This window comes from Vibrio sp. TMPB1044, from assembly GCF_030442075.1.
Classification (GTDB): domain Bacteria; phylum Pseudomonadota; class Gammaproteobacteria; order Enterobacterales; family Vibrionaceae; genus Vibrio; species Vibrio satsumensis.
In genome coordinates this window covers 41,645-59,654 of record NZ_JAUJED010000015.1, presented here as the reverse complement: position 1 = coordinate 59,654, position 18,010 = coordinate 41,645, and the positions used below count along the sequence as shown (strand labels likewise).

The following is an 18,010-nucleotide window of genomic DNA, read 5'->3' as shown; positions in this document are numbered from 1 at the left end:
AGGCTGCATGAACTTGAATTGGGTGAAGTTAACATTTTAGAGGCTTCTAAACCGAAAACACTGGCGTATAGAGCGGTCATTTTTTCTGAAGAAGCGATGTCGGTTTGAGGGTTACTGGCTTCCGTGTGAGTTTGTGCATCAACTAGGATAGATTGACCAATGAGAGAAGTTGAAATCGATACTTTCTTTACAGATAGCGTACTTGCCAGACAGGTTACGATAACCAGTCCGGTAAGAAAGAGCGCCCAAAGCGAATGCTTTTGTCGGCGATTCTGTGTAGATAAGAAAAGTAATGGTGTATTTAGCAAATCAGTCAGTAATCGAATCAGTTAGTAGCTAAAAGCGAGCTCGTTGGATTGTGGCTAGCTTAGATAAGTTCTCTTCGCGCCACAAGTCATAAAATTGTTAAAGTGAAACTATGTATTAGTGCGGGAAACAGCAGATATACGATAAACGCCGTATAATCACCAACTCACGCGAATACGACATTGAGCTCTAGTTAAAGTTCACAACAATCGGCAGTTATCGCGAATTTATTGTGTATCGAGTGGTTTATTTTCCATGAGGCGATACAAAAAAGCCCAACAGGCCGTAGATGAACGTGTTGGGCTTTAATCATTAGGACTATTGGAAAAACTTAGTGAGTGCGGCGAGGGCCGTTACGTACCAAGTCTTTACCGTTATCAAACACTTCTTTGGTGATCCAACGAGCAAGTAGAACTTTATGGCTGCTGTTGAATACAGCAACGAAGTGACGGCCATCAGAATTATTGGTTGCCATGCCTACACCTTCAACGCCTTCAAGGCCTAAACCGCCAGCTTCCACTGAAATTAGGAATTGCTCTAGTTCTTCTAGAGACTCAATAATATCAAGTTCGTTGTTCATTTTTATGCTCTCTTGCTGTGAGCCAACATCGTATTTAAGGCGCTTTAGTGCATGTGCCCGAGTGAAGATATTGGCCATTGTTCTTTGTTGGATGCGTACTCTACAGGTCATAAGTGGGGATTGGAACTCTCAAATATTAGAAGCTGTCTGATAATTTGCGAAGTTTTAACATAACATACGTTTAAATGCTTGTTATCCATCTTCTTTTTACTACTATTTATAGGGTCAATTTAGACAGTAATAGGAATTAATATGATGAAGGTTTGGCGTTGTCTATTGTTAATGTTGGCGTTTGTTGCATTTGGAAGTTTTGCACAAAGTGTCGATAAAATAGCAGAAGTACAAGATCAATTAATGCTCGATCTGGCAACATTAGAAACGGCGCATGATGCAGAGAAGCCCTTTCTTGAGGATATATTAAGGCGTAAGAATCAAGCCTTACGCGAAGAGATATTCTCTCAATTATCATCTGACAAAAAAGATGGACTTGATGTCATTCTTTCTCAGCAGGTTGAACTCTTAGAAAAACTGTTGGCATTGAATGAAGTTAAAATCGTTACATTGAGCAAAGAAAATCGTTCAGCAGAAGGTGATGCTAAGAAACCTCTAGAGTTACGAATTCAAAAACGAATCGGAATGATGGATGCTTATTATCAGCAACTTGCTAAGACATTAGATTGGTCTAAAGAGCGTGGCGTTGATGTTACTGTCTCCGAAGATAAGCTCAAGATGGCTCTAATATCTCGTTCCAAGTATCTAACCAATGCCATTCTTTACACTGACACACAGCGACAAGACCAAGAGGCACGTTTGTCTTTTGTCACTGAAGAAGAGAAAGCGACCATCAAAAAGGAGCTAATACGCTTTAATGAGCGTACTAGTGTCATGGTTGCTAGCTTAGAAGAGACCATCTCCCTAATGGAACCTTTTGGCGTGGATGTCACTTCTTACAAGCGAGTGTTGCTGTCGACGACGGGAGATATTAATGCCGATGTATTGGATGTTGATGTTGCACTTGAGTTGTTGGATGGTTGGCTTCGTTCGTTCAGTTCATGGGCTTTTGAAAATACCCCTTCTTTTATCGTTAAACTCGCTCTGTTTCTCGGTATTTTGTATGTAACTCGCCTTATAGCTAACGTGGCTCGTAAGACCGTTCGTAAGAGTGTTTCGCACTCTAAAATGGACTTCAGTGTCTTGATGCAGGACTTCTTCGTATCCATTGCATCTAAAGCGGTCGTGTTTATTGGTTTGCTTATTGCGCTGTCTCAAATAGGGATAGAGCTAGCACCACTTCTCACTGGTTTCGGTGTTGCAGGTGTCATCATTGGTTTCGCATTGCAAGATACGCTATCTAACTTTGCATCGGGTTTGATGATCTTGATCTACCGCCCTTATGATGTGGGCGACATGGTTAAAGTGGCGGGCGTGCAAGGCACGGTAAAAGATATGAGCTTAGTGTCGACGACCGTTCAAACTATCGATAACCAACGCTTGGTGATCCCAAACAACAAAATCTGGGGTGACGTGATCAACAACATCACGGCAGAGCGTGTGCGACGTGTTGATATGGTTTTCGGTATTGGTTACTCAGATGATATCGATAAAGCGAAAGCGGTATTGAACGACATCATTGTTGCGCACCCTCTAGTGTTGAAAAAACCAGAGCATATGATCAAGCTTCATACCTTGAATACGTCTTCTGTAGATTTTGTCGTAAGGCCTTGGGTTAAGACTGATGACTACTGGGATGTGTATTGGGATGTGACGGAAACCGTGAAAAAACGCTTCGATGAAGAAGGCATCACGATTCCATTCCCTCAACGAGATGTACATATTTACAATCACGAAGAGAACTAAGCGAAAGAGCTAGTACGAGAAGCAATTTCGAAAAGAGCGATTACGTAAAAGCTAAGTGTGGCTTCGAGCCATCATTCTTAATGTGATATCAAATGGACGCTGAATAAGCGTCCATTTTTTTGGCTGTCGTTTATATTGAGCCTCATTCTTTATGTCACTCCACCCATCTTAGAATTAAGTTATGATGGGGTAGGCTCAATCTGGACAGTTGAAAGCGAATGGATGATTCACAGCAAAAAACGAATAGTAGAAATACAACGGTAAGAAAAGCGACGCGAATTGAAAGTGTTATGAACTCTGCGATGTGGCATTTAACTCAGAGGGATATGACGGAAAGTGAGTTGGTTGCGAAGCTCAAAGTGAAAACCGACAATCAAGAATGGATCGATGAAACTTTAGGGACTCTGAAAGGCTTTGGGTATCTCAAGTCTGACCAAGTGTTTGCAGAACAATTCGTGGAACAAGCTTTTTCTGGTGAATTTGGTTCTCGATATATTGTCGAAAAACTGAAGAAGAAGGGTCTGACGGACTCTGTGATTTCTGATGCGATTCATAAGGTGTCCTTCGAAAAGTCTATTGATGAACAAACCATCTTGATAGAACGAATCAACCACTATTACTCAAGCTTTACTATAAGCCGTGAAAAGCTAGTCGCGACCCTGCAAAAGCGTGGCTTTAGCTATCAACAAGTTAAGGTAGCGATTGACCAGCACCCACAAGCGCATCAACTGAAAAGTAACATTCAAATTAAGGCCGAGAAAGCCGATTTGGAAAAAGAGGTGTTGAAGTATGCTCGTAAAGGCAAGGGCCTGACTGCCATTCAGCAAGAGCTTAGGCAGCGACAAATCGACACAAGTGAACTGTCATCGCTAATCGAACGATTGATTAACGAAGAGCAACTAGACTTCTATTCTTCGTGTTTAGAACAGTTACAGAAGAAATCTTACGATCTAAATGATCATAAAGAACGATCCAAGGCTTACGCAATGCTCAGTCGAAAGGGGTTCTCTTCAGACGAGATCAAATTTGCTCTGAGTGAAGGTAACGAGTAACTGGTATTATTGATCTCAAGAAACATCGAACGTTAATATATAAAGGGCAGAAGGGCATCGAATACCTTGTTTTAACGTGTTGTATGCAGGTTCTCTGCAATACCTAAACCATTGCGTAAGGCGAACTGAATAAGGTCATTATGGCTGTTTAGATTCAGCATACCTAGCATGCGGTACTTGTGTGACTCAATGGTTCTCGAGCTTAAGTGAAGCTTATCGGCACACTCTTTTGCACTAAACCCTTGAGCAATCAGAGCCAGAACCTTGGTTTGTTTTTTTGTGAGTAACAATAGCTTCTCACTATCATCTTCTAATAAGTTCTCATTTTGTTTTAGCGTTCTGGCTAACGTTGAATGTTGCCAATAACAGAGCCAAAGCTCGCAGACTAACTTTAAGCGCTGGATATCTTCGAGATTGAAGGTGGTATCGTTGTCGTGAAAGTTAGTGAAAGACAATGCTCCCCAGCGTTGGTTAAACAGCTGTAAAGGAATGATGCAATGCCACCTTCCTCCTTCTTTGTAGATCTTCTTTAACACATAGTTTTTGGTTGAAACGAGCTCGTCACTGGTAAAAGTGAGATAAGTTTCATTGGTTTTCAATAGCTTTAGGTAATCAAGATAGTTACCGCCAACCAAACTTTTCTTATCGACAGGAGGTATGTTTGCTTTGGAAACCGAGCACGTTTTCCCATCTTCAAGTAAAACCATTGAATTAGGGTATAGCGTTAAACGATCGATCCCAAACCAATCGAGTACGTCAAAACTTGCTTCTGACCAAGTTGTTTGAAAGTTTTTAGGATCGCTATTAATAAGTGAGGTCGATTGTTTCATTAATAGTTGTTCAAAACTTAGGTTTAAAGCAGACACGTTTTTCCTTACTCGATACATTCATTGGGTCAATGCACAGAAGATATTCGTTCAACTAGCTCAGTGCAAGATAAGATTCTGATATATATCAGAGGTTCTAGTCTCCGTTTTTTTATAACTCTTGGTTCTATATTACAGAGTGATAAGCAGTATATTTACTGCATTAATTGAACGATGTTTTTTATAGGCTCAGGCTTTTAATTCTGCCTAACAAACCCCGTGATGATTGAGAACATCCGTAATATGGATAACAGCACGGATATCGGGTTTACGCTCGGCTTGCGATTCTCAATATAAAAGCCATATCAACATATCATTATGTAATTTAATTCACCAAGGCTATAAAATTTTCAGTAAATTTACGGTATATCAATAACGTATTTTTTTGAACAATAGCGCCACTCCAAAAGGCCGGACTAACAAGGCCGAATCAATATATAGGTAGTGGTTATCATGAAAAAGACATTAGTAGCACTTGCGATTGCAAGCATCTCGACTTCAGCTTTTGCTGTAAACACAAGCAGCCAAAATAGCCAAAATGAAGATATGTTTGCATTTGACTCAATGCACAAAGATCAATTCTCAGTATCAGGCTCTTTCGGTGTTGGTGGTTACTACGATACGGGTTCTAAAGCATTCTACGATGACTGGGCAACCGGTCTTACTCTTGCGGTAAACTACCGTAACAACCGTATTGTTGGTTACTTTGAAACTGACATGATGGTCAACTACACCACTGATAACAACGTTTCAGCGAATGCAGCAACTGCTGGTTGGACAAACGGTATTGATACTGGCCCGGCAACCGACGTAGACAAAGCATGGATTGGTTTCGACACTGGCTTTGGTATCGCTTCATTCGGTTGGGAAAATGATACAGCACTAGACAAAGTCGATGGCGCTGGCGACAACACCTATGAGTTTGGTGCTTCTGCTGGCGATGCTTCAGACGGCTTCAACGTGGTTAAGTTCCAGGGTGCAACCAATGGTATCGCTTACGGTATTTCTTACTTTGAAACAGGTGACGATCATAATGATGCGGATAAAGGCATTAATGGTTACATCGGTTTAGAGCAAGAAGTATTCAACCTATACGCTGGTTATGAAGCTCGTGATGACGATGCTGATTACGAAGTTTACACAGTGACAGGTAACGTTAAAGTTGGTGCTCTTAAACTAGGCGTGAACTCTTGGATTGAAGAGAGTGACTCTGTTAAGAATACGGGTTACTACGTTTCGGGTGGCTACACACTTTCTGAAGACCTAACAATCGCAGCGGGTTACGCATCTAGCAGCAATGAACTTGATGGCCAAGCCGATGTCGATGCTTCTTACATCAACATCGCGGCAATGTACCGTATTGCTGACAACGCTGACATGGGCATTGATATCAAGCAAGACCTGGATGGTTACCGTGTAGGCAAAACTAGTGCGCAATACGATGAAGAAACTCACGTATTCGCAGCAGCTTACTACTACTTCTAAGAACTTGAACTCTTAGAGCTTCTAAGAAATTTGATGGTAATGGTGTAATAGCTTGCCCGGTCGTTACACCATGTTCTCTTCTTTTCGCAGTTTAAGCATCCACAAATCGACATGTGGTATGCCACTCAAGTGTTACGAGTGGAATTATTATTTGGAGAAATGTAATGGTTGAAAGCATTACTGCCAAGGGTGTTATTTACGGAAATGATACCCTGTTTACATGTAAACCGAATCGAAACGGACTATTTGAATTGGCACGTAAACATGGAAGAGTCGCAGGTACTCGCCCACAAGATCTCAAGAACAAGGTTTATGCTGAATCTCTTGATGAAGCTTGGAATTTACTCAAAACAGAAAAGTTTTATATTGTTTTGACGGGGCAGGTATTCGGCATTCATCGAAAATCACTAAGAAGTGTTGATTCTGTTGATGTTGAGTTTAATAGCAAAATTCGCTCAGCATGTTTCACGATATAGATCCCAAGCTGAATCTAAAAAGGACGATAACTTATCGTCCTTTTTTCATTTTAGTTTTGAACTCAATTTTTGTTACAGAGGCTTAAACACAATCTATCGACCGTATTGCCCAACGATAAAGTGCTCAAACTCATCACACATCTGATGGTTTGATTTATCATTATTCGCCAACTCGGTTGACCCATCAACGATCGATATCTTCGCATTCAAATCAGCAACTGGTGCACGCTCTCTTGTCGATAGCTGTTTGATTTTTTGCTCTTCAATAGCCCATGCTTCCTCTGGCGATAAGTTGCACTCGTCAGCGAGGTATTTGGCATTAAAACCTTCCCCAGTCAGGCTTTCGATTGTCCCATTATGATTCACGCTATTTCCTTGGTACCAATAGTGCTTAGCTAACAAAGGGCCGATCTCTGGGTTATCCGTTAAGTAGCCAAACTTATCGGTGAAATATGCACGAGTTTGATACACCGCCATATTAGCCAGTAGGTAACCTTGATACGCGCAAGACGCTTCATCCGACAATAGATGCGGGATCGCCATTAATGGGCGAGGGCTACAAGCCAATCCAAGAATCGTTTTCTCACTATTACGAGCGAGAGCGGTGATCTTTTCAGGCGTCAGATCTTCATCTGCCAATTCGTAAAGTGCTCGCTCGAAATAGGGAACCACTAAAATGCTGCGTTCTTGATAAGCTCTGAAGGGTTGTTTGTTATCGATGATTGCTTTGATGAGCTCATTAGGCACCGGTTGTCCTTCTGCATTAAGTGCGTACTGTTTTAGCCAATCGGCATCATTCAATAGGCTATCGCAGAACATAGACTGGGTTTCCGCATAAGCCATCGAGGTAGGTGCAAACTCTTGAGAGAAACACGGCGCGTTCATTTTCACGTTAGCAAAGTGCGCAGCGTGCCCACCTTCGTGAAACAGTGTGTTGATCCCATCATAGCCGCTGCCTACTTGATCGGGCTTAGCATTACTAGTGAAGTTGACTTGAGCAGGTACCCAGGTGTCTTGGTCATAGAACGAAGGAATAGGCCCGTGACAGAAGCCGTTTGGGTATTTACCTTTGCGATCAAGCAAGTCCAACTTCAGTGTGGCTTGTGAATATTCGATATTCAGGCGACCAAAAGATTCAATCCAGCGTCTTAATGACTTTGAGAAAGGGACATAAGGGTCGAGGTCATTCATCACGTCACCAGCAAAAGAGTAGGTGAAGTTATGGCCTTCGAGGGCGCTCTGACCTTTTTGCTCTGCTAGGTTCTTCAAGCTTTGTTGGTGACTATCACGGGTACGTGTTTCAAAGTCATCCAGAATCGAGAACAGTTGCTCAGTGGTCATCTGTTCAGTTTTAACGACTGAGTAATCAAAAAATGTTTTGAACCCTAGAGATCGGGCAAACTTATTACGCTTTTTGATCAGCTCAATAAATCCGTTAACCAGCAGCCATTGCTCTAAATTTAATAGTGTTTGGTGTGCAGAAAACCTTACTTGTTCATTACTATTACTTCTAACTGCTGAGCCTAGAACTGGCAAGGAGCCCTCTGTTTCTTCACCCGTTTCATTGACGTAAGTCATTACGTGATTTTGTTTTTTCTCAAACAGTTCAGCCTCAAATTTTATGAGGTCTGTTTTAAGCTTCTGTGACTGCTCAGACTCAATAGCGTGAGCTCTAAAGGTCGCCAACCAGCCATTTAAGCCTGTAAACGTACTTTCTTTTTCTTGGGGGTCTTGAATTTCATCGATAGCAGCAAGTTGCATTTCAATAGCGGTAATCTGTTCGGCAGAGCTTAGAAACTCGGTCCACTGAGTCTGCGCGAGTGTCGAACCATCATGGTCGTCACTGATTCCCATATAGGTATCCCAAAAGAAGTCCTCTTTCGCTTTATGAGTCGCAAGATACTTTTGATTCAATTGGTTGAGATAGTTCGTTGCAGTCATGACATTCCTTGAAAATTAACCAGTAATTTCAACATTATGACACATTCATTGAATGTATTTTGTGACGATAGATATAACTGAATGCAAGTCACAGCATATCGGTTTACTTTACAGCGTATCAATGGTAATTAATTAACTGTTAATGATTTGTTGTTTGCTAGTATTTATGAGAGAGAGTTCGCTGATTTCTCCAGCCTTTTATTGAGTAAATTGATGTTCTCAAGGTCAGCGTTTTTGTAAGGAAGAGGTTTAGGATGGATCCTATTTTATATATCGAAGTTGGCGGGGTAATTTGGCAGGTGTTTCCTGACGGTACTTGGCAGCCATTACCCGCTGCGCAAGCGAAGGTCGAGGGCGTGCAAGTGGTGAGTATTGAACCTCAAAACTTGGACCAGACTCAACCTCTGACAGAACCACAAATAGAAGCTGTAGAACAACAGTTGGAAAAGGTTGTGACACAGCTTGTAAACAACATTGAAAGCTCGCCAGAACAGCCGAGTGCTTCAAACGACCAACCTAGCGCTAGTGCCTCTTTTATTGCCTATGTCCGATCTACACTAAACGAAACCCTGGCAGAAGCCGGTTTTGATACTCGACCAACAGAATACTTTGAAGACGACGCAACATCGAATGAAGGCAACCTCGACATACTTTTACCGAGTGCTGCGTTAACCGTAGATATTTTAGATGGTGGTGACGGTTACGAAAACCAGTTCGAAGTACCTTCAGTCACGATAACGGGTACCGCTGTTGATGTTCGAGACGGGCGTACCGTTCTGCTAACGATCACTGACATTAATGGTAATACGTTGACCACAACAGCAATCACAAGCGATGAAACCTATGTTGTGAACGGTGTTGATCTCTCTTCATTGGCTGAGGGGGATCTTAAGGTCGATGCGGTCATTGCTGATGAGTTTGGTAACAGCATTGCGGCCAACGACTCTACAATCAAAGACACCCTAGCTACAATCGATGTTGATTTTGATGGTTTTGGTGATGAGTTTTACAACCAATTCGAAATTGCCAACGGAGCGCTAGTCGGCACCGTAGCCAATGTTGAAGATGGTCAGACGATAAGCATTTCCATTACCGATAGCCAAGGCCTCACCCAAGAATACACAACGACCGTATCGGGTGGTACATGGACTCTCACTCTACAAGACTACTCAAGTTTTGCGGAAGGAGAGTTGACGGTGATTGCTAACACCATCGATATTGCCGGAAACCCAACCACAGCGACAGACACCATAATCAAAGATACGTTAGCGAGCATCACCGCAAGTGTTGATGATGGCGGCGATGGTGTTCTCAACAGTTTCGAAGTTCAGTCTGCCAAGTTCTTCGGTACCGTCCAAAATGTTGAGGATGGTCAAACGGTCAATATCCGTATTTCAGACAGCACCACCAACGTTATCGCGCTGACGGCAACGGTTGTGAATGGCGCTTGGTCTGTGGAAGGCGTGGACTTAACGAGCTTTGCCGACGGTAGTATTACCATCGAGGCTGACACTATTGATGTCGCAGGTAACCCAGCGACTGCAGTTAATAGTGCAGGGGTCATTGTTATTGATACCGTGTCGCCAGTAATTGATATTGATACGCTAGATGGCTTTAGTATTTTGGCATTTCGCGGTGGCCAACTTACAAATATGCAGGGTACGACCAACGTTGCAGAAGGGCTCCCAGTTTACATTGAAGTAAGCGATGGGACTCAGACCCTAGTCTTTGAAGGCGTTGTTGATTCTGCGGGTAACTGGCTGGTGGAGAATATTGATATTTCAGCGCTAGATTCATCTGCGGAATGGACGATTGACGCAAAAGTTTTTAATACCGTCGGCAACGAAGCCATCGATGACATGCCAACGATTATTCTTCCTGAGTCTGTGGTGTTTTCGGAAAACATCATCGGTATTTTTGGAGACGAAACACAAACTTCTGATATTCGGATCGATTTTGCAGATTTCTCGTTTAGCGAAGATCAAACTATAGCTGAGTCGCTAACTTCTCAAGGCTTGTCGATAACGATTACCGTATCAGGTGACAAACAAAGCCTAACCGGAACAAGAAGCGATGGCGAAATTGTATTCGATGCTGCTATTTCTGGCAGTAACGTAAACATCAACTTCTATAAGGCGATTGACCAAGAGACAGGTTTAAATTCTATTCAAACGTCTTTGGTTATTGAAGGTTTGCAAACGGACGCTGATGGCACTACGGAGCTGGTCATCGGCCATTTACCTATTATCATTAAAGATTCTGAACCACTTATTTTTGATGAATCTTATGAAGTTATCGAAGGTGAAGTGGTATCTGGCAATGTACTCAATAACGACATCGATCTCGATACCCAGCTAACTATAAGAAGCGTTGAAGTTGATGGGGCGACACAAACAATTTCAGGCAGTGCTCCAGTTTCATTTACTCTTGATGAAGGTGTTTTAACCGTCTTTGCAAATGGTCACTGGACGTTTGTCGCCAACAGAAACTTAGATCACACGGTAGCTCAAAACATCAGTTTCAACTATGTCGCTGGCGATAGCAGTAACGACTTCGGAAATGGCACCGCGGTTATCGATATTTTCGATGGTGATGCGGGATTAGTGGTTGATGGGACAACGACCAGTACGGAAGGTGACGTATCTGATGGAGTCCAAACTGTAGTAGGTCAGTTTACTGTTTCCGCAGGTTCAGACAATCCAGATCCTGCCTCGATTGTATTTAATGCCAATACCCTTGTGCAGCTAGACGCCTTGGGCTTAACGACTGGTGACGAGGAGTTTCCTCTAACTTACACGTTAGCCAATGATGGTAAAATGATTACCGCACAAGCAAATGGTGAAACGATATTCACACTAACGTTGAGTGCGGTTGCTAGTGGTATTGATGTTCTCGCAGATGTCACATTAGTCCTAGAACAGCCTATAAACCACCTGATCAGCAACGACTCTATTACCCTGCCACTTATCATCGATGGAGAAGACTTAGATGGTACTGCTTTAGAACAAGGGCAGTTTGATTGGATTATCCAGGATGGGGTCGATCCGGTGCTAACTTCAACTAGCAATGCTGTTGTGGACGAATCTGATCTTGTTAATGGTAGTGTTTCTGATACTGGTATGTTTAATATCAACGTCGGGAGTGACTTTGTCGAGTCCGTATTTTTCGATGCTGCAGATCAGCCGCAGTTATTTAGTGGCGGTGTACAGATCATTTATGTGGTCTCTGCGGATGGAAGTGAACTTACTGGCTATGTTGGTTCTGAAAGTGCTGACAATAAAGCATTCACCCTGAGCTTTACCTCTCCTTCAGGTGAAGCAGATAGTGATGTTACTTATACTTTTGAACTCTTTAAGGGACTCGACCAAGATAACATTACAGACCAACTTCCATTTGTTGTTACCGCTAGAGATGATGACAACGATGAAACCAAATTAACCCTGAATGTATCAGTGACTGATGGCGGCGAGCCAACGATTGGCTCTGGAATGGTGGAATTGAGTGAAATTCCTGTTGCTGATAGCACTCCATCGGGAGTTGGGTCAACAGCAAACGTGAGCTTAGCCGTTACCGCAGGCAATGACCCTCTGGTTTTCTTAGGTCTGGATGTGACCACAGGTCAAGCTGTTCTTGGTAGCGATGGTGTAGCGGTAACCAGCAATGGTGAAGCGCTGATTTGGCGTGATAATGGTAATGGTACCTTTGATGCGGTTCTTGGTAATGGCGATGCTGTTTTCAGAATCAAATTACCAGATAGTTTCAGCCTTGAAGCCAATGGCTCAACAAACGTTGATGTCGTTATTGAGCTGTATCAGTCCATTGATCATGGCTCAGGTTCTAAAGACACCGAGCTGACGATTCCAGCTTCTATCGTCACCATTGATTCCGATGGTTCGAGAGACACGCAAGAGTCTGACATCAAAATCTATGACGGTAAAGATCCTGAAATATCGGTAATTGGAAGTATCTCCGTTGATGAGGATGGGTTGTTAGGAGACGGCCAGCAAGTTGGAGTAGAAGATAGCAGCCCATCTTTGGGTATTATTGAGGGCTCTGATGATGTTGTTTCTGTCACGGTAAATACCGCTGCATTTGATGCACTAAGCTACACTAGCGCTGGGAAAGCGATATCCCTTCAAGCTGTTGATTCTGATGGTTGGTATTACGGGCAAGATACTGACGGCAATAACGTATTTAGGATTCGCTTTAATACTGACGGGACCACTGAGTTTGATCTCTATGCACCACTCGATCATGCAAATGCTGATGGAGAGAACAATCTAGCTCTTAATTTTGAATTGACAGTTAATGATGCGGATGGAGATACTTCTGATCCTGCTACTTACTCTGTCAACGTAAAAGATGATGTGCCGACTGCTCGAGATGGTTCTATTGAAATGGTTGAGGGTGATAACCTCAATGGACAGTTCCTAACCGAAGAATTTGCAGGCGCAGACGGCGCGGAGATCATTAGTTTCAGCTATCGAAATGTCACATATACCTTTGATAACGCTGGTACGCCAATCACGATCAATCTAATTAATGATTATGATGGTGGCTCAACGTACGGTCAGTTTACGCTCTCACCAGATGGCCGCTACCAACTAACTACAAATCCAGATGTAGCTACAAATCCAGATGATCCAAGACTAGTGGATGACATTGATTACTTAGTCCGAGATGCGGATGGTGATGAAGTTGCTAGTACTGCGACACTTGTCCTCGATGATAACGAAGGTTTTATTCGTTATGAAGACTCTGAAACCACAGAGGATAACGACGCGATTATTGTCGTTAGTGTCTCAACTGGTGATATTGACCAAAGCGAAACCGTTACCGCTATCGAATTCTCCGAAGCATCGCTAAACGGTGGTAGCTTGTACCTTGATGGGGTGCTACTTCAAGTTGTCGACGGCAAGGTCACCTTATCAGGAAGTCAGCTGACAGCGATTGATAGTCAGTTTACTGGCCCAGATGGACAGTTAACCTATCGTCCGGCCCTCCATGAATCTAACACCACGTCGACGGTTATTTTGGCGATTAACGCCATCATTAGCACAGATACAGTACCAAAAGAACTTACAGCCGATATTGCGGTTTCCGTTTTACCTGTTGCAGACGCTCCCGATTGGTCTGATTCAGTATTCACTTATCAATCTGTGGAAGATGACGCTGACCCTATCAAACTTGATATTACAGCTCAGCTCGTTGATCAAGATTCGTCTGAAGCTCTGACCTATACGATTAGAGGCATTCCCGATGGGTTAAATATCACCTTGAATGGAGCCTTGATTAAAGAGGGTAAAGCGTACACGCAGAACCAAATCGATAAAATGGAAATCAGAGCTGATGAAAACCTAGCGGGTCGATTCGAATTTGAGATTACTGCGGTCGCAACCGAATCGGGTAATACCTTCGCGGATCCAGGTGATAAAACAGCCGATATTGTCAATACCGTAGTGGTCGAAATGTCACCGGATGCAGATACTCCGCATTTATCAGTGAAAGATTATAAGGGACTAGAGGATGAAGCTATTTATCTCAAAGATGTCATTGAAGGCACTCTTACCGACACCGACGGTTCTGAATCGTTAAGTTATATTATCCAAGTTCAAGATGGTTGGTCTGTTGAAGGTGATGGTACCGCAAAGATAGGCAACAACTCCTATTCAGTCACTGCCGAAGCAATCGCCAATGGTGTTGCTTATATTCAGCCTAAAGAAGATATCAGTTCCTTTACTGAAGACCTGTCAATAAACGTAACAGCGATAGCGACCGAGTCGACGGTCGATTCACTTATTCCTATCAATGGGCAAGCGTCAAGTGATACAAAAACCATCAACATCTTTTTGAAAGGTGTTGTAGATGAACCTATCGCGGTAGACGGCGGTAATGGTCATTGGCAATACGACAGTGACAGTAAAGTCATCAGCAACCAATCGGTCTTAAACGAAGATGGGTTAATACAACTCGACTTCCTCATACAAACGACGGATGACGATGTTTCAGAAGAGATCAACATACTGCTTACCAACATTCCGGAAGGCACTTTGCTGGTGGATGCGTTGGGTGAGCCAGTATCACTGACGATTGCGTATGTTGATGATGTTACAGGACCTGTATTCCAAGTATCTAACGCTCAATTGAATGACCTGTACCTCAAGCCGGTTCCTGACTTTAGTGGTGAATTAGAACTCACCGTTATTGCTATCTCAACTGAGCCCGATGGTGATTCGGGTGAGTTTCTGATGACACTTAAAGTAGAGTTAGCCCCTATTGTTGACCAAAAAGACGGTCAAGTGGTGAGTACTCAAGGGATCGAAGATAGTCAAATAGGCCTTAACCTCGAGCCTTCAGTGAATCAGGATATTGATGGCAGCGAATCCTTGACGGGATATGTCATTGATAGCCTACCTGCAGATCTCACTCTTTATTTTGATGGGAGTGCTATTCAGATTCCAGCCTCAGGCTTAGATTTGGACACTCTACTGGACTCAACAACTCCAACGCTTTCGGATCTTCTAAGCAGCGGTAGGCTTTCTGTTACAGCGACAGAAGATTTAAGCGGAACATTCTCGATTCCTATCACCTATGAAGTCACGGATACCTCTCCAACTGGTGCCACGGATATTAAAGATATTATTGGTTCTATTAGCGTGACTGTCGATGCTCGTGTCGAGTTAGATACTCGATTAGAAGGCTCTACAGAGCTTTTACAGAGTACAGATGGCTCGCCTGTTGATATATCTAACGCCGTGACATTCGTCGACGCGGATATCGATGGGTCAGAGTACCTCGATTATATTTTGATCGAAATTCCCGACGGCTATTCGTTGATTGTTGAGCACCCTAATGGTGCCGCGCAAGATAGCTCGGGGAATTGGATTATATCGGCGAATGGGCTAACGAGTGACTCTTTCCAAGAGCTTGCAGCGTACATTTTAGATAATGCGACGATTTCCAGTCCAAGTGATACTCCGGTACTGGATATTGTGGTTCGTGCTCGTGTGATTGATGGCGAAGATGCGAGATATATTGATGCGACTTTCCCGCTGCAAATTACTGGTCATGATGGCGGTGGCGGCAGTTGTGATCCTGTTGGTCCACCAAGCCCGATTCAACCCGATGGCGAAATTAAAACACCTGAAGGGGAAGATATTGATCTTACTGGTTTGTTAAACACCGATGTTGGCAGTGATCCAGGCAATGAAATCTCTTTCTATATTCCTGCCGATTCACTTCCTGAAGGCGTTGAGATCTCCGGTGATGGTGTGATTGCTGAATACGATGCTTCTGGTGAGATCGTCGGTTATTCAATTACTGCAGATGGACTCTCGAAACTAACGTTAACGGGCTTAGATGAAGACTTTGCTGGCTGTATCAACTTTACGATTGAAACCATTGAGACCTCTCCTTGTAACGGAGATACCGTTACAACAGACCAAACCATCAGTATTCAAGTTCTACCCGTTGTGGACGACATTACGGTCGTGACTGACGCTACAACCATTCAAGAAGACACCGCGACAGACCTTAATCTTGAGCTAGTCCTTGGTGACAGCGTTGAAACAGGGCAGTTAATAACAGGTGAAGGTAACAGCGCTACTGGTAAAGAAACCGTTAACTCTCTAACGGTGAGCATTTCGAATGGAGCAACCTTGTCTGAAACTCCAACAGACACCGGGCTGTTAGTTGACAATGGCGATGGCACTTGGACGGTCACAGACCCTAGCCGATTGAGTGACGTGTTGGTAACTCCACCTGAACATTACAGTGGTGAAATTACCCTCACTGTGAAAGCAAATATTATCGATGAAGCGGATTGTGTGACTGAAACGGATACGCAAGATAAAACGACGGTGGTGACTATTACTGTTGAGCCTGTCGCTGATGCGGCGAACCTGGTGACGGAGAATATAGTAGGTGACGAAGACAACTATATTTCATTGTCATCACTTAGCGCAGAGCTGATTGACCAAGATGGCTCTGAAAATATGTCACTTTCATTAAAGGGAGTTCCTGAAGGCGCAGTTGTCGCAATTAAAGTAGGAGATACCTATGAATTGGTTCCAAACAATGGCACTGATGGCGGTACCTTCGATGGAAACCCTACCTATGAATGGCAGTTGGATCCAAGTCAGCTTGCGAACCTAGTTATTTTGCCGCCAAGGGATTTCAGTGGAGATATGGATCTTGCTCTTGAGGCAATCACTCAAGAAATTGGTACAACAGATATTCGTTATACAGAATCTGAGTTTACCGTCGGTGTGAATCCTATCGGTGATAAAGTTGAGTTTTTCGACCTACCTGAACAGCTGATTGGTAGTGAAGATGAAGGTATTGTTATTCCACTTGATGCGAATAGTTTTGAAACCAACAGTGACGAGTTTTTATTAATTACAGTCACGGTAAATGGGACTTCGGATCCTTCAGGTTTAATTGGGCTTGATAGAATTCGCATTGGCTCTGAAACCGCGCAGTTTATCTCTAATGGGGTTGGTGGTGTTCACGCTACTATTCTGGTGACTGCGAGCTCCGTTGATGAGCTTGAGTTCTTTGCTGGAGATGCTTGGGGCAACCTCGATATTACGATCACTGGTCAAACGGTTGACCAAAATACGGTGCTTGGTAATTTGGTAACAGATACTGGCGAACCAAGTTCACAAGATATGACTTTGGTGATTACACCAGAGCCTGATGCTCCGTTGTTAAGCCTCGAATACCAATCAATTGTCTCTGAAGCAAGCGGCACGATTCCTCTTGGTCTAGATCTTTCTCTCGTTAACCCTGCCGATTCTGAGGAGGGTTTTATTACCATCTATGACATACCTGCCGGTTTGACTTTCTCACATGGTTCGATGGTCGGCGGACAATACGTGGTGAACTTGGCGGATGTGCCTAATGTAGCGATTACCGGGGGCTACAACAGTGGTGATCAATTTGATCTAACGATTGAGCCATCAGCAGAAATCGGTAATAACCAAGCGGTAGGGCTCCCACAAACCGTATCGGTTGAGTTTGTGGCTGAAGGTGACTCTACGATTACCGCAACAGATGACAATGATTTGCTAATTGGTGGTACAGGCTCGGATAGCTTTGTATTTGAATCTACAGGTTTAGGCAGTGCAGATGCGCCGAGCTTCGATGTGGTTCAAGATTTTGATGCCTCACCAGACACGGATGCGATTGATTTGTCAGGTATCCTGGGTGGCTTAGGTATCGCTACGGGCATTGGTGCGACACAGTACCTCGATCTAGAAGAATCAGCGGAAGGCGTAACGATTTCGATTAAGGCCAATGGAGACGATGACGTCCAACAAAATATCTTGCTCGCCGAGGTGACGTATGATGATTTGTATCAGGGTGATAGTAGCAGTGCATTAGAAGCACAAATTTTACAAAAAATGATAGAAGACAATAATTTAACGCTGTAAGTTAGATGTACAG

8 protein-coding genes and 1 pseudogene are annotated in these 18,010 nt (G+C 43.4%); 6 read left to right on the top strand and 3 right to left on the bottom strand.

Annotated elements, in window-relative coordinates:
• Positions 1–637: 637 nt before the first annotated feature.
• A complete protein-coding gene (locus QQ041_RS09685) occupies positions 638–886 on the bottom strand; it encodes a hypothetical protein (protein WP_017062732.1) in 249 nt (82 codons plus the stop codon).
• 252 nt (positions 887–1,138) lie between these two features.
• On the opposite strand from QQ041_RS09685, the gene QQ041_RS09680 reads away from it, so the two are divergent.
• Positions 1,139–2,743 carry a mechanosensitive ion channel family protein gene (locus tag QQ041_RS09680; RefSeq protein WP_061016501.1) on the top strand — a complete coding sequence of 535 codons (1,605 nt, stop codon included), beginning with the start codon at positions 1,139–1,141 and terminating at the stop codon, positions 2,741–2,743.
• Positions 2,744–2,961: 218 nt separating this feature from the next.
• Positions 2,962–3,795, top strand: coding sequence for a regulatory protein RecX (locus QQ041_RS09675; protein WP_285953754.1), 834 nt, complete (start codon positions 2,962–2,964; stop codon positions 3,793–3,795).
• A gap of 71 nt (positions 3,796–3,866) precedes the next feature.
• Here the strand turns inward: QQ041_RS09675 and QQ041_RS09670 are convergent, their stop codons facing one another.
• Positions 3,867–4,661: a response regulator transcription factor gene (locus QQ041_RS09670; protein ID WP_146490901.1), complete on the bottom strand. Its 795-nt coding sequence runs from the start codon at positions 4,659–4,661 to the stop codon at positions 3,867–3,869.
• A gap of 219 nt (positions 4,662–4,880) precedes the next feature.
• Here QQ041_RS09670 and QQ041_RS09665 point away from each other — a divergent pair.
• The 3 genes and pseudogenes from QQ041_RS09665 to QQ041_RS09655 all read left to right on the top strand — a co-directional run.
• Positions 4,881–4,958 (top strand): annotated as a pseudogene (locus QQ041_RS09665) (DUF3187 family protein); the annotation flags it as partial.
• Between the two features lie 156 nt (positions 4,959–5,114).
• Positions 5,115–6,146 (top strand): porin, encoded by a 1,032-nt coding sequence (locus QQ041_RS09660; protein WP_146490900.1) that lies wholly within the window; start codon positions 5,115–5,117, stop codon positions 6,144–6,146.
• Positions 6,147–6,310: 164 nt separating this feature from the next.
• Positions 6,311–6,622: a hypothetical protein gene (locus QQ041_RS09655; protein ID WP_146490899.1), complete on the top strand. Its 312-nt coding sequence runs from the start codon at positions 6,311–6,313 to the stop codon at positions 6,620–6,622.
• A 93-nt stretch (positions 6,623–6,715) separates the two neighbouring features.
• Here the strand turns inward: QQ041_RS09655 and QQ041_RS09650 are convergent, their stop codons facing one another.
• Complete coding sequence (locus QQ041_RS09650) at positions 6,716–8,563, bottom strand: M3 family metallopeptidase (protein WP_285953753.1); 1,848 nt, start codon at positions 8,561–8,563, stop codon at positions 6,716–6,718.
• A gap of 254 nt (positions 8,564–8,817) precedes the next feature.
• Here QQ041_RS09650 and QQ041_RS09645 point away from each other — a divergent pair, with 254 nt between their 5' ends.
• Positions 8,818–17,997 (top strand): RTX toxin, encoded by a 9,180-nt coding sequence (locus tag QQ041_RS09645; protein ID WP_285953752.1) that lies wholly within the window; start codon positions 8,818–8,820, stop codon positions 17,995–17,997.
• Positions 17,998–18,010 lie beyond the last annotated feature (13 nt).